General features: G+C 72.7%; 8 protein-coding genes and 1 CRISPR repeat array. All 8 genes read left to right on the forward strand.

The window, feature by feature from the left end:
• Positions 1-161: 161 nt before the first annotated feature.
• From JOD54_RS21060 to JOD54_RS21095, 8 genes are read left to right on the forward strand one after another with little or no spacing between them, the layout of a single operon-like run.
• The gene (locus JOD54_RS21060; protein ID WP_204452321.1) at positions 162-3644 is read left to right on the forward strand and encodes a penicillin-binding transpeptidase domain-containing protein; all 3483 of its coding nucleotides are present in this window, start codon (positions 162-164) and stop codon (positions 3642-3644) included.
• Positions 3641-5752 (forward strand): hypothetical protein, encoded by a 2112-nt coding sequence (locus tag JOD54_RS21065; RefSeq protein WP_204452323.1) that lies wholly within the window; start codon positions 3641-3643, stop codon positions 5750-5752. The genes JOD54_RS21060 and JOD54_RS21065 overlap by 4 nt, the downstream gene beginning before the upstream one ends.
• Positions 5749-6066, forward strand: a complete 318-nt coding sequence (locus JOD54_RS21070) for a hypothetical protein (protein ID WP_204452325.1) — start codon at positions 5749-5751, stop codon at positions 6064-6066. The genes JOD54_RS21065 and JOD54_RS21070 overlap by 4 nt, the downstream gene beginning before the upstream one ends.
• Positions 6067-6074: 8 nt before the next feature.
• On the forward strand, positions 6075-7793 hold the full coding sequence (locus tag JOD54_RS21075) for a hypothetical protein (protein ID WP_204452326.1): 1719 nt from the start codon (positions 6075-6077) through the stop codon (positions 7791-7793).
• Positions 7790-10309 (forward strand): hypothetical protein, encoded by a 2520-nt coding sequence (locus JOD54_RS21080; protein WP_204452328.1) that lies wholly within the window; start codon positions 7790-7792, stop codon positions 10307-10309. Before JOD54_RS21075 ends, JOD54_RS21080 begins: the two co-directional genes overlap by 4 nt.
• 19 nt (positions 10310-10328) lie before the next feature.
• Positions 10329-11564, forward strand: a complete 1236-nt coding sequence (locus JOD54_RS21085) for a hypothetical protein (protein WP_204452331.1) — start codon at positions 10329-10331, stop codon at positions 11562-11564.
• Entirely contained in the window at positions 11561-12085 is a 525-nt protein-coding gene (locus JOD54_RS21090) for a hypothetical protein (protein ID WP_204452333.1), read from the forward strand. The genes JOD54_RS21085 and JOD54_RS21090 overlap by 4 nt, the downstream gene beginning before the upstream one ends.
• Positions 12082-12747, forward strand: coding sequence for a hypothetical protein (locus tag JOD54_RS21095; protein WP_204452335.1), 666 nt, complete (start codon positions 12082-12084; stop codon positions 12745-12747). Before JOD54_RS21090 ends, JOD54_RS21095 begins: the two co-directional genes overlap by 4 nt.
• Positions 12748-12818: 71 nt before the next feature.
• Positions 12819-13396: a CRISPR direct-repeat array (repeat unit 29 nt; unit sequence GGGAACAGCCCCGCTCGCGCGGGGAGCAC).
• Positions 13397-13631: the final 235 nt, after the last annotated feature.

Genomic DNA, 13631 nt, shown 5'->3' on the forward strand with positions numbered 1-13631 from the left:
GCCTGCCAGAATGCGGACAACCTCCAAGAATCGGGTAACGGGCCAGCTGGTCCGCGCGATCATGACACTGACCAGGCGATCTGCAGTGCCTGTCCGGTGATCTGGGCGGCCGCAGACGTCATATCCGCTGTCTGCGGCATCAGTGTGGAGGTCATTCTTCGATGGGCGGGTTCACGTCGTTCGTCGCGACGCTGCTCGGCGGGACAACCGGCATCAGCCGGGTTTTGATCCTGACCGGGCTCGCCTTCGGAGTGGTCGCCGCCGTGCGGTTCCTGCGCGGGTCGCCGCGACTGCGGCTGGTGACCGCGGCGGCGGCGGACCTGGCCGTCGGGCCGGTCCGGCTGTACGCGACGGGTGCGCGGGGCGCATTCATCCTGCCGCTTGCGTTGGTGTGGCTGGGTTTCGCGGTGGGGGCCGAACTCGTGAGCGGCTTCTACAGCGCGGTCGCCGGGGCCATGGTCGCGGGTATCGCCCACTTCGGCGTCCGCGGGCTGCGTGCCGGGCACGCGCGGCGGGGCGAACCCGAGGTGTTGCCCGCCGCGCTGGCGGTGCTGTTCACCGGCTGCCTGTTGCTGCTGTTCGGGTTCCTGCTCGTCATCCGGCTCGCGGTCGCTGCGAACCCGCAGGCGACGCAGGCCGAGACGCTCAACAAGACCGCTTTCGCCGAAGCCGTCAACGCGGTGTACCTGCCCGCGGCGGTCCTGCTGGCGCTTCTGGCCGTGCCGCACCTGTGGCGACTGCTGCCTGCCCGCGTGCGCGGACCGGTCGAACGGGCACGTGCGAAGACCGGGGCGCTGGTCGGCCGGGTTCGCGGCTGGGCCGACACCCGGTGGGGTGCGCGAGAGGCGCCGTGGTGGCTTGCCGCCATGCTCGTCTACGGCGTCTTCGTCTCCGCGATCGTGGATTCCAGGAAGCACCTGCACATCGGGGGTGTGATGACCGCCGAGTACGGCAAGGTGCTCTACCTCTGGCTGCTCGCCACCGTCCTCGCGGGCGTCGCGCACCGCTTCGGCCGCAGCGGCGGGCACGTCCGCAACCGCTGGCACGTGTACTACCCGGTGCTGTTCTTCACCGCGGTCGGTGTCGCCAGCCTGCAGAAGCACGACCTCGGACCGCTCATCGGCCTGTTCGCGGTCACCATCGGCACGATGCTCTACCTGGTGTGGGACGGCGTCAGCCGCGGCGCGCGGCGGCAGGGCTTGCGCTGGTGGCGCGTGCTGCTCCAGTTCGCCGCGCACATCCGCGGGTACGTGGCGGTGCTCTTGGCGATCGCGGCGATCGGCGCATTGTTCATCGTGATCACCCCGAAGCTCGCCTACCGGGTCGACGCGATGCGGCACCCGTGGGAGTACAGCTGGTCCAACCCGTGCGTGCCCGCGTCCGCGGGCGTCACGGTCCCCGGCCTGCCGGAGGGAGCGACCGCCTGCCGGGAAGCCGTCGACGCGCCCCAGGCCAACATGCTCTCGCAGATCGCGCACGGCATGGCGGTCATCGCCGACGGCGGGCTGTGGGGTCGGGGCCTCGCGGACACCGGCTCGCAGTACCTGCCCGCGGGGGAGAGCGACCTGGTCCTCGCGGTGGTCTGGGGCAAGCTCGGCGGGCTGGTCATCATCCTGCTCGGGGTGCTGTTGGCCCTGCTGGCCACCGCGCTGTCACGCACGGCGCGCGCGCTCGGCCCGCCGGTCGGCCGATCCGGTCCGGGTGCGGGGCGGCTGATCGCGCTCGGCCTGGGCATCCTGCTGATCACCCAGTTCACCGCGGTGTTCCTGGCCACCCTCGCGCTGGTCCCGCACTCCGGTGTCACCGCGCCGTTCCTGTCCCGCGGCGGGCAGTCGGTGCTCGGCCTCGGCTTCGGGATCGTGCTCGCGCTGTGGACGGCGTACCGGCCCGCGCGCAACGCGGTCCCGCCCACCCTGGTCCTGGCCACCCCGGAACCGCCTGCGCGGCACCGTGTCCCGGTCCCGGCGGTGCTCGTCCTCGTCGTGTGCGCGCTCGGCGCGGCGTACATCACCGCGAGGCCCTACGGTGCCTACGCCGCCGATCGCCCCTACTGCCTGCGGGAACTGCCACGTGCGAACCCCGAGGTCTGCTCGACCGACCGGGTGGCGATGCGGCGCACGTCTGTCGTGCTGAGCGTGCGCGGCGTGCCGCAGTACACCCGCGACCGGTCGACGAACAAGTGGGAGCCGATCGGCGCACCCGCGCTGGTGCTTGAGGACTTCGCGGGTCTGCTCCAGATCGGCGGTGACGCGGGTGTCGTCGACGGCGCGTTGCGCGAGTTCGTCCAAGGGGCCAGCGGGCTGTCCAACCCGCTCGGCCCGCCGCCCGCCGCGGGCAGCGACTCCGGCTCGGTCGAGCTGACCATCGATCCGGACATCCAGCGGTCGGCGGCCACCGCGTTGCGCGCCGACGCGGATGGCGCGGGCCCGCTCGCGGGCGGTGTCGTCGCGATCGAGGCGCGCACTGGTCGGGTGCTGGCCGCGGCCAGCGCACCGGGGCACACCGGGGGCACGGCCGGGCCCGTCGATCCGGCGACCGACGGGTCGGGTGGTCAGCGGGGTCCTGGGGTGATCGATGACCGCGGGTCGATCGACGAGTCCCGGGAGGGCGAGTGCAAGGCAGGCCGTGCGGTCGGCAACGACTGCTGGCACTGGAGGTTCGTCCCGGTGCCCGCAGGCGAGTCCGCCGAGTCCGCTGCCGACCGGCGCCGCTACGTTGACGGCCGCGCGGACGTCCACCTACCGTCCACATCGGACAATCGCGCACTTGGGCACAACTACGGTCTCGGGTCCACCTTCAAGGTGGTGGTCGCCGCGGCCTACCTGCGCCAGCCGGGCACGACCGTCGAGGACGAACTGCCCGCCCCGGTCGGGTTCCCGGTACCGGGTCGGGTCCTGCACAACTACGGCGATGGCGAGTGCCCCGGCACGGTCAACGGCAAGATCACGCTCGCCAAGGCCCTCGCCGTCTCCTGCAACACCGCGTTCCTGGAGCTGGCCTACGAGCTGCGGTGGCCCGCGATCCGCGCCACCGCCGTCGACCTCGGTTTCCGCGCCGCGCCCACCGACGCCGAGCGCGGGACCGCCTGGCTCGCTGGTGCCCCGATGGGTGTCGACGCGCGGGTCCCGCAGGACGCCACCCAGTCCAGCCTCGCCAACGACGTCCTCGGCGGGGGCGAGGTCGACGGCACCCCGCTGCAGATGGCGTCGGTGCTCGCCGCGGTCGCCAACGGTGGCACCCTCGTGCAGCCCAGGCTGGTCGACGCCACGACCGCCCCGCACGGTGGCGTCCGCGTCCCCGTCGTCCCGCAGACCCGGCAGGTCCTCACCGCCGAGCAGGCCGGGCAGCTGCTGGCGGGGCTGGCGGGGACCGTCGAAACCGGTGGCACCGCGCAGCAGTTGCCCGCGCGCCCGGGCCACCAGATCCGTGCCAAGACCGGCACGCACGACCTCTACGGCGGGCGCCCGCCGCCGCGGGGTGAGTTCACCAGCCAGATCGCCTGGCTGGTGGGAACCGTGGACACCGCGAACGGGCCGGTGGCCTTCGCGGTGGCGGTCGAGACCGCGGACGAGGGCAGGGGAGCCGCGCGCGCCAGGTACCTGGCGGACGCGGTCATCACGAGCATCACAGGGGTGAGGGGATGAGCAGAGCGCACGCCGATGCCGAGAAGGCACTGTTCCGCGAGGTGAGCCGCAGGCTCGGCACGTTCCTCGACGACCACCGGCCGTCGGGCCCTGGGCAGCCGGTCGTGGTGGACGTGACCGTCGTGGTGTCCTGGGACCTCACCGAGATCGCCCGCCGCGAGGTCGCCGAATCGGCCGCGGACCTGCGGCTGGACTACGACTACGCCGTCCCCCGGGTGTGGATCGAGGTCGACCACGACCTGGGTGCGCCGTTCACCGTGTCGGTCGCCGAGGGGATCGGCGTGGCCACCGGGGAACCCAGCGTGCGCGTCGAGGAGGCCGACCTGGGACCGGATGCCGACGACGACGTGATGGTCCTGGAACTGCGCTTCGGGCTGTTCCGCTTCCCGCACCGGCTCGCCCCCAGCGCGCAGTGGGTCCCGTTGTCGCGCGGTGGGGCGACGGGCATCCGCTTCCCCGACGAGGCCCAGGCGATCCCGCGGGCACCGCTCATCGAGCTGCGCAACGTCATGGGAACCCTCGCCGTGCGCCGGACCGAGCGCGACCGGCACTACCTGGTGTCGGTCAACGGAACCCGGATACCGCACGGGGAGAACGCGGGCACCCGCGTCGCGCCGCAGGGCTCGATCACGATCCGCGAGTCCAGCGGCGACGCCGTCGCGGTGATCGACTTCGAGTTGCACGACCGCGTCGACGAACTGCGCGCCTGCGGCCCGTCCGACCCAGGCGACGACGGGGGCATCGACGCCTGGATCTGCTCGAGCGGGTTCGACAAGCAGATCGTCGTGCAGCCGCCCCCGCCGAGCGAGAGCGAGGACGCGCGCGGCTTCACCGTGCGCGAGAAGGACGGGAGCACCACCACCCTGGCGGTGAAGGTCCGCTACACGGAGGGGAAACCGCTCTTCGACGAGCCGAACCCGGACGGCAGCGAGAAGTGGCACGTCAAGATGTACCGCTGCGACACCCCCGAGGACGCGGCGCGGCTCGGCCGGTTCCTGGCCAGGCAGGTGGGGGAGATCGAGCGCGCCAACGTCGCGGTCGGCGGGTCGAACCAGCGGCCCCGCTGGGTGATCGCGCCGGTGCACATCCTCGAACTGGTCCCGCCAGCAGCGCGGCTGGCCACCAAGCTCGCGGACGCGGGCGGGCGCATCCCCGACGGTGTCGACGGCAAGCTCGCCAGGTGGTTCGGCGTCCCGGACTCCCCGCAGCCCGGGACCTGCGTCCTGGTCGCCTCGGCGTACCTGGAGAAGGTCGGCTGGCTGGGGGCGAGCTACCGCGCCGAGGCGCCGGGCTTCTCCCAGCTCAAGCACCTGCGCGAGCTCGCGGACGGGCTGGAGCACTGCCACGGGCTCAACTTCGCGCACGGGGACATCAAGCCGGACAACGTCCGCAGGCTCGCGAGCACCGACCGGCACGGCTACGTCCTCATCGACGGCGACTCGATCATGCCGTTGGTCTGCCCGGCCGCGGAGGCCCGGCCAACCGACCGCTACGTCTCGCAGGCCTACCGGCTGCAGAAGGCCGCGGGCGACAACGTCCACCTGCGCGACCTCGACCGGTTCGGCTTCGCGCTCATCACGATCACCGCGGTCGCCGGGCGGGAACGCCTCGCGGGCCTGCTGGTCGAGCGCGGCGGCGGGGCCCGCGACATCGACGACCACGGCGCCGTGCTGACCGCGCTCGGCAACGGCTGGCCCGACCACTGGCGCGCGTTCGCCACGGAGTTGGCCGCGCCGTTCGGCGGGACCCACTTCGCCGACCCCGCGTGGTCGATGGTCGAGTGGATCGATCGGCTCGCCGAGTTCGACACCGATCTCCCGAGCTGCGGCCACCCCACCTGCCCGGCAGGCGAGTGCCGGAGGGCGGGCACCGACGACGACGAGTACCCGCCGCCGCACGCCGCGGCGCTGCGGCGCATCCGGGACGGCGCGCGCGGGGGTCTGGCCAGCAGGCGCGGGCCCCGGTACGAGATCATCCAGCTGCTGCGCCGCGAACAGGCGGTCGCCGCGGTCGCCGCCTACCGGGTCAGCAAGTTCCGCTGGATGGCGGTGGTCCTCGTCATCCCCCTGGTCTTCGCGGTGACGGCGATCGTGGGGGCACTCCGATGACCGCCCCGGAGACGCCGCGGTCCGCGCGCGAACTGCCCGCGGGCCTGCGGGCGCGGTTGGCACCGCGACTGCACCCCGACCACATCCCCAACGAGGCGAACCAGACGCTGCCCACGACCGTCGCCGACTGGGGGTCGCACGCCCAACCCGCCAGCAGGCACGCCAAACCGGTGGCCGAGGCGTACCTCGCCGCCTACCTGGATTCCGCGCTGCGCGTGGGCCAGGAGCACGGCAGGCGCGTCGCCCTGTCCTTGTCAGTGCCGATCGCCGTGCTCCTCCTGGCGATCGCCATCGTGCTCACCGCGATCGGATAGGCCAGACCATGACCGCTCCCCGCAACCTCGCCCGCTTCACCGCCTGCCCGGCGTGCGGGCACGACTTCGGCATCGCCCCCACCGGCGGCCCGCCGAGCCTGTGCCTGGACCTCGGCCACCACGCCGCGGACAAGCGCCAGTGGCGGCTGAGCCTGTTCGACGCCGCAGGCCACCCCGACCCGCGCCCCGACCGCTCCTGGCAGACACCGCACTTCGACCCGAAGCGCGTCGGCGACGTGTACTGGATCTGCGGCGACGGGCACCTGTTCCTCGACCACCACGTGCACGGCGTGCGCAGCAGCGCGGCCCCGATGCGCCGGTTCGACAGCGCCGCGATGGTCGGCGCCGTCGCGGCGGGCAAGAGCTACCTGCTCCTGCGCACCCTCGCGCAGCGGTTCATCATGCGGCCCATCGAGCGCGGGGCGCACAACACGTCGCCGCTGGTGAAGGTGGACGGGACTGCGCTCGAACAAGGCCCGATGACCTCGCTGCTGCGCGAGTACCAGACCTCGCTGCGGTCCGGTGTCCCGTTGAGCCAGACGAACCTGCGCGAGGTGCTGCCGCTGACCTACCTGGCGCGCAAGCTCGGCGCGGAGATCGTCGACCAGATCTCGCGGATTCACGCCGAGCAGTCCGAGCGGGTCGACCAGGAGTGGGGGCTCACGGTCCGCCAGCCCATCGTGCAGCGCTACGACGTGGGCGGCTCGCAGATCCTGGTGTCGATGGCCGACCTGCCGGGCGAGTTCTTCAACGCCGACACCTACGACGACGCGTACCGCCAGCGCGCGCTGCGCAACTACGGCTGCCTCGTGTGGGTCGTCGACCCCATCGTGGAGGACGACTTCTACGACTTCCTGCCCGACGACGAGGTGCGCAAGCAGTTGACCGCGGGCAGCGCGCGCCCCGACTCCGGCACGCTCGCCGAACTCGACGCCGCCCTGCACGACCGGCGGATGCAGCAGGCCGACATCGCCGAGCGGTTGCCCCTCGACGGCGACTTCGGCGGCGACGACGCCAACACCCGCAGGCTCCTGGTGGCCGTGACCAAGGCCGACCTCGTGGCACACGCCCTGGGTGGCGGGAAGCGGCTCGACGAGCTCGGGCCGGAGAACGCGGTCGTCGACGGCGTGGCCGACTTCCTGGTCAGCGTCGCCAACCGGTGCATCGCCAAGCCGAACGCGATGGTGGACGACCTGGTGCGGCGCAGCGTCATCGGCGAGCTGATCCGCGAGTGGCGGGTGCGGGCCATCCGGCAGGAGATCGCCCAGCACGTCGCGCGGGCGATGGTCGCCCACTACAGCGAGCGCGAGCGGTTGTGGAACCTGGTCCACGACGGTGGCGCGGACGTGATCACCGTGCCCGCGGGCAAGTCCGAGACCGAGCTGGCGAACAGGATCGCCGTACCGTCGCTGTCCGACCACGTCGCCGCCTCGCTCATCCCCGGTGAGGCGGGTGTGCTGCGCCAACGCGACCTGGTCATGTCCGCCATCACCTGCGGCCTGGTGCACGGACTCGGCCTGGGCGGGCCGGTCAACGAGCTGCTCGACCAGCACTGGCGCGACACCCGGTTCTTCCTGTGCTCCCCCTTCGGCGAGGTGCCCCTTTTGCTGCCCGGATCCGACAAGCACTTCCAGCCCATCAAGAGCCGCACGTTCCCGGCGGCCGCTGCCCCGTCCGCCGCCCTGGTGCAGCTCAAGCTGGCCCTGCTCGCCGGGGCGCGGCCGTGATCGCGGTCGCGTTCGTCCAGTGGGGCGGGCACGCGGGCCGCGGGTTCACCCCGGTCCGCGAGGGGAGCCTGGCCGAGGTCGAGCGGCCGTTCCGGGACGCCGCGCACGCCTTGGTCCACCACCCGAGCGGGGTCCAGCAACCACCCGCCAAGCTCGGCGACATCGCCGCGCACCCCGCGCTCGGGCTGCGCCGGGTCGACGTGCCCGACCTCGGCGCGCACTGGTGCTTCTCGGTGCAGGTCAAGGGCGGCCGGATCGGTCGGACCGGGGTGTGCCAGTTCCTGTTCGCCCCGGTCGGCCCGGTCGCCCCGGCCGACCTGTGGGCCAGTGGCACGGCCGCGGTCGTGGCGGGCGAGGGGCTGATCCCGTGGAGTGTCGCGCAGGACGGTCTGCCAGAAGCAGTCGGACCCGCCCGGGTGCCGTCCGACGCGATCGAGCCGGTGCTGCGGGCCCTGGCCGCAGGGCAGGAGCGGGTGCGGCTCCCCGCGGCCGTCGGGGAGGTCCCGGCCGCGATCGCCGCGCTGCTGCGGGTCCTGCCGGAACCGGTCGTGCTCAATCGGGTGTGGAGCACCTACCTGGTGGAGGTCCCGATGGGCCGCAGCCACCCGCACGTCACCGGTGACTGGCCAGAACACCTGCGCGACAACGACTTCGCGCGGGAAGTGCACAGTTGGCTGACCCCGACAGCCGCGGTCGCGACGTGGCACGGCATCGACTCGGCCGAGCGGGCGATGGACCTGCTTGTCGACGTCGCCGCGGGTGGCGGGGCGATGCCCGAGTACCGCGACCTGCCAAACATGGGCGACCTGCTGGCCGCGGTCGCCCACGACAAAGTCGTGCTGCTGCGGCAGGACGAGATCGCGGGCGCGCTCGACGCCGCCGACGAACGGGTCCTGCGACCGGAGAACTCCGCCGTGCTGGCGGCCTGGGTCGAGTCCACACCGGATGGTGCGATCGACAGGCTGTCCGGCCGCTCGGTGCCCGCGCCGTTCGAGGACGTCGTCTTCGAACGGCTGCTGGAGCTGCACGAGGCCAAGCCGCAGGCCCAAGTGCTCCGGATCCCCGGATCGCGCGACGCGGACCCGGACTGGTTCGACGCGTCCGTCACCCTGGTCCTTCGGCGCTGCCCGACCGAGGAGGACCGGGTCAACCTCGTCCGGGACCTGGTCGACCACGCCGGGGTGCCGGAGCGGGTGCGGCAGCGCGCGTGGTTCCTCGCACTGGGACTCGACGAGCTCGACCCCGCCCTCGCCGACCTGTTCCCGATCACTCCCGAGCAGGTGGCCGAGGAGGTGCGCGTGACCGGCGGTCTCGGACCGCTGGCAGGTCGATACCTGCTCGCGGCCGACGACCGCGCCGAGGGCCTGCTGACCGTCCTCGCTCTCCTCGGCCCCCAGGAGCCCGCACGCGCGATCGACCTGCTGCGCCCGCTGGAGACCGCGACCGAGCAGCGGCACGTCCTGCGCGCGGTGCTGGAGCGGCACGAGGCGACTCCCGAGGGGTTCGGCGACTCGGTGTCCACCTGGCTGCTCACCGCGTGGCAGGCGACGGAGAGCCAGGAACTGCGGGAGTCCGTGCTCGTGCTGGGTTCCCACGCGCTGCGCAAACAAGGCGAGTCCCCGAGCCTGGACCTGTCCTTGGCCGCCGTGCGGACCGCTGCGGCGTCGCAGGAACCGGCGAAGTCCTTCGCAGGCTTCACCACCGTGCTGGCGACGGCGACGACCCGGTTGCGGGAGTTGGACGACGCCCGGATCGTCGAACTAGCGGAGGAGCAGCAGAAGGTCCGGCTGCTCGACGCGGAGCTCAAGACCGAGCGTGCCCAGACAACGGCGCGGGTCAGGGAGGTGAAGGAGCTCGAAACCCGTCTTGTCAAGGAGAAGAAGGCCAGCGAGAACCAGCGCGCCGCTGCCGTGGAGGCGGAGCAGCGGCGCGGGAAGAGGGCCGTGGACACTGTGCGCTCCCGAGCCGCCGCGCTGGCGAAGACCGTGGAGGACAGGCATCGCGATGAGGTGCACGATGCCCGAACGCAGGCGCGGATAGACGCCACGGCCAAGTACGACGCCAAACTGTCGGCCATGCGCGGGCAAGTCGAGGCCGAGTTCGCGACGAAACTCGCCCGACTTGGCCTCGCCTTCCCGGCCACCGCTCCCGACGCGGACTCACCCCAGGCCCCCGGCGCGGAAACGCCGCAGGCCCCGCGGAAGAAGCGCGGCGCCATCAAGTTGGACCTATCCGGCTTCGGCCGGATGTTCCGCCGCGCGAAACCAGCGGCCGACGAGGAGGACGCCCTGCCTGCCGGTCGTGTCGACGACACCCCGTGGCCCCCGGAACCCACGCGCGCTGGCCAGACGAGCGTTGAGCAAACGGAAGACGAGGGCCACATGACTGCTGACGAATACCGGGCGAAGCCCACCCGGTTCCCGCACGCCAAGGTGATCGGCGCCTTGGTCGCGGCGCTCCTCGTCTTGGGCGCCGTCATCTACCTTGTCGTCTTCCTGACGAGCACCTTCCACTAGGGACCCGGGACCAGACCAGATGAACACCGCAGAAGCGGCACACTCAGTCGACCAGCTGACCACCCTCGCCGCGCGCGAACTCACGGTCCTCAACCGTGCGAGCAGGACACGGCCCGCGCACCTGGCACAGCTCGACGCCCTCTTCGAGTTGGCGAAGGCCCAGGCGAAGCAGGTCGCGGCCGGATCGGGCCAGGTCGAACGCGACGCGGACCTGTGGCGGTTGCGCGAACCGGGGTTCCTGCGCGCCGTGTGCGACGTCCCGCTGCCGCAGCCGGGCGCGTCGCTCGCGCTGATCCCGGTGGTGCTCACCTGGGCCGTCCTGGGTGGCGCCGAAGTGATGTACCTCAACAGCGACCTGGCCCCGGAGGTGGCCGACCGGCCGCCGTTCTTCGCCTACTGGCTCAGCCTCCCGGTCTACTTAGGACCCCTGCTGCTCTCCGCGCTCATCGTGGCCACCGTGCTGGGCATCATGGTCCGCTACGTCAAGCCCGCCCGGGCCCGGAAGCGGGCCGACGCCACCGACCGCCGGGTGCAGCGGCTGGAGGCCGACCTGCTGCGCCCGCTCGCGGTCCTGTGGGCGGCCCGCCCGGCCGCCGACGGCAGTGAGCACGTCCAGCGGCTGGGCGCGGAGCTGACCACCGCGGCCCGCCGCTTCGGGGCCGCGTCCGAGCGGCTGGCAGGCGCGGTCACGACCGTGCAGGAACTCGGGACCGCCGTCAGCAAGCTGCTCGACGGGCTGCCGCACCTGGGCGCGCACGCCGTCCAACTCGGTGAGGTGCAGCAGCGCATCGAGCGCGACACCGCCACCCTGGCCGAAGTCACGGCACCGATGACCGCACTCGCCGCCGACGTCGGGAAGGCGGCCACGACCGCTGCCACCGCCGCCGCGAAGGCCGCCCAGGTGCTGGACACCTTCACCGCCGAGTTGACCGAAGCGCGTGCGCTGGTCACGGCGACCGCCGAGCAGCGCACGGCGGTCGACTCGGCCGAGCAGCCGTTCACCTCGGCCGCGGCGCACGTCGAGTCCGCCGCCCGCGACCTGGGCCCGGTGACCGCGGCCCTGCGCAAGACCAGCGAGCAGCTCCGCGACGCGATCCACGAGGTCAACTGGCTCGCCATGGTCGCCGACGGGCTCCGGGCCGCCGACGCCGAGCACCGCGCGGAGGCCACCGAGCCCGCGGACCACCGGGTGGCGGACTTCCTGCCGCCGCCACTGCTCGACGCCGGTCACGCGCCCGCCGAGGACCGGGCATGAGGAAGCGGTACCGCGATCGCGGCGACCACGGCGCGCTCGGTGTGGCGGGCTGGCTGTTCGCCGAGTTGGCGCTCGTGCTCGTCGTCATCGCGTTCGGTTCGGAGGCGCTGCCCCCGCCCCGGGTGGCGGCGGACCCAGGTGCCCCGGTCACCACCACCACGCCCCCCACGACGTCCTCGCCGCCGCCCGTCACGACCACCACGCCCACGGCGAGCGGGTTGCGGCTGGACACCGTGGTGTTCTTCGTCCTCGTGCCCGCGAACGGCGCTGGGGCGCTCGAGTCCTTTCAGGACCAGCTGAACGCGCTGCTCGGTCCCGACCAGCGGATCGGTCTCATCCTGCTCTTCGGCAAGGAGCGCGGCGGCTTCAGCGGCACCGACGTGTCCCGCCAGCTGACCGACATCGTCGTCGGAAGGGTGCCGCGGCTGCCGCGCGTCGAGCAGATCCGGCCGTACCTGGGTGACGAGGGCGCGCCCGGAACGGTGAAGGTCGAGCTCTTCCTCATGACGGGCCCCGCGTGATCCGCCTGCCGTGGCGCCGCAGCGCCCCCGCCGCCCCGCCCCCGGTCGGCGGCCTCGGCGTGCTCGACGGTCACGGCGGCCCGCTGGCAGGCCAGGTCGCACGTGCCCTCGGTCCCACCGCTCGGCTCGTCGACCCGTGGGAGATCACCGGCGGCCTCGACTGCCTGGTGGTCGTGCTCCCGCTGCGCACCGACGACATCGCCGCCGAGACCCTCGACGCGGTGTCCAGCCTGGGCTCGGTCGCCACCGACCCGGCACTGGCCGGAGACTTCACCGCGGGTGTTGTCGTCGTCTGGTCCGCCCACCACCGCGACCGCGCCGAGCTCGCCGCCCCCCAGATCACCTCAAACGCGGCGGTCGTCGACGCGTGGAACACCGCACGGCTCCTCCTGGGCACCTCGTGGCAGCGCGAGCGGTCCCGGCACGCGGGCGACGAAACCGCGGCAACCCACTGCGTGAGCACCGCCATCCACCGCATGCTCCACGCCACCACCCACGACCCACACCTCCCAGACGTCTGCACCCACCTCACCGCCCTGGACGCAGGCCACCTGCACACCCTGACCCTCCGCCTCACCGACGGCTCGACCGAGCACTGGTCCGGCCACACCCCCATCACCACCGCCGTCCAGGTCCGCCTGGCGCGGCGCCGAGCGGGCTGACCACCGACGGGCCGGTGAGCACCATCGGCCCCGGGTTCGTCGACCGCCACAGCCACGTGGCGAGGGTGCTCTGGAACAGCCCGGCATGGGCGGGGAGCACAACCGGTTCAAGTTGAACGTTCCCGGGATGTCGAGAACAGCCCCGCCTGCGCGGGGAGCACCACCTGGACGGGCACCGCGTGCTGCGCGAGGGGGGAACAGCCCCGCTCGCGCGGGGAGCACCCGCTCGGCGAACCCGAGGGGATCGAGCAGTCGGGAACAGCCCCGCTCGCGCGGGGAGCACCGCCGCTACCGGGGCACGAACGAGCCCCTGCCGGGAACAGCCCCGCTCGCGCGGGGAGCACGACGAGCTGGCCGCGACGCCGAACCGCGGCTGGGGAACAGCCCCGCTCGCGCGGGGAGCACTCCGCCAGTTCCAGGGGCGGCCGGACCGGCAAGGGAACAGCCCCGCTCGCGCGGGGAGCACCAGCAGTCCCTGACCGAGCAGGACGTCGAGGCAGGAACAGCCCCGCTCGCGCGGGGAGCACCACACTCGACGCCAACCAGTGCCACGATGCCGGGGAACAGCCCCGCTCGCGCGGGGAGCACTGGTCTCATGCCGGTCGGCCAGGGTGGCAACCGGGAACAGCCCCGCTCGCGCGGGGAGCACACTTGCTGACCAGGCACGTTGTCGGCCGGGGCCTCGGTTTTCATTCACTTCTGGAACGTGATTGACGCCTGCTCGGGTCGGTCGCGGTTGGCGCTGATGTGGGGCGGGTGCCGCATGGTGCAGAGTGTAGGGCCGCTAAGCAGGGTGTTGGCGGCGCTGGTTGGGTTGAACACTCAGTCGTCCGCGTGTTGAAGCCGGAGGTCGCCAACAGCGGCGTGCCCTGTCGTTGATGCGC

The organism is Actinokineospora baliensis (assembly GCF_016907695.1).
Classification (GTDB): Bacteria; Actinomycetota; Actinomycetes; order Mycobacteriales; family Pseudonocardiaceae; genus Actinokineospora; species Actinokineospora baliensis.

What these genes read in the sequence shown, in the direction of transcription:
- JOD54_RS21060 (WP_204452321.1), top strand. Translation starts at nt 162, where the DNA reads ATGGGCGGGTTCACGTCGTTCGTCGCGACGCTGCTCGGCGGGACAACC.
- JOD54_RS21065 (WP_204452323.1), top strand. Translation starts at nt 3,641, where the DNA reads ATGAGCAGAGCGCACGCCGATGCCGAGAAGGCACTGTTCCGCGAGGTG.
- JOD54_RS21070 (WP_204452325.1), top strand. Translation starts at nt 5,749, where the DNA reads ATGACCGCCCCGGAGACGCCGCGGTCCGCGCGCGAACTGCCCGCGGGC.
- JOD54_RS21075 (WP_204452326.1), top strand. Translation starts at nt 6,075, where the DNA reads ATGACCGCTCCCCGCAACCTCGCCCGCTTCACCGCCTGCCCGGCGTGC.
- JOD54_RS21085 (WP_204452331.1), top strand. Translation starts at nt 10,329, where the DNA reads ATGAACACCGCAGAAGCGGCACACTCAGTCGACCAGCTGACCACCCTC.
- JOD54_RS21090 (WP_204452333.1), top strand. Translation starts at nt 11,561, where the DNA reads ATGAGGAAGCGGTACCGCGATCGCGGCGACCACGGCGCGCTCGGTGTG.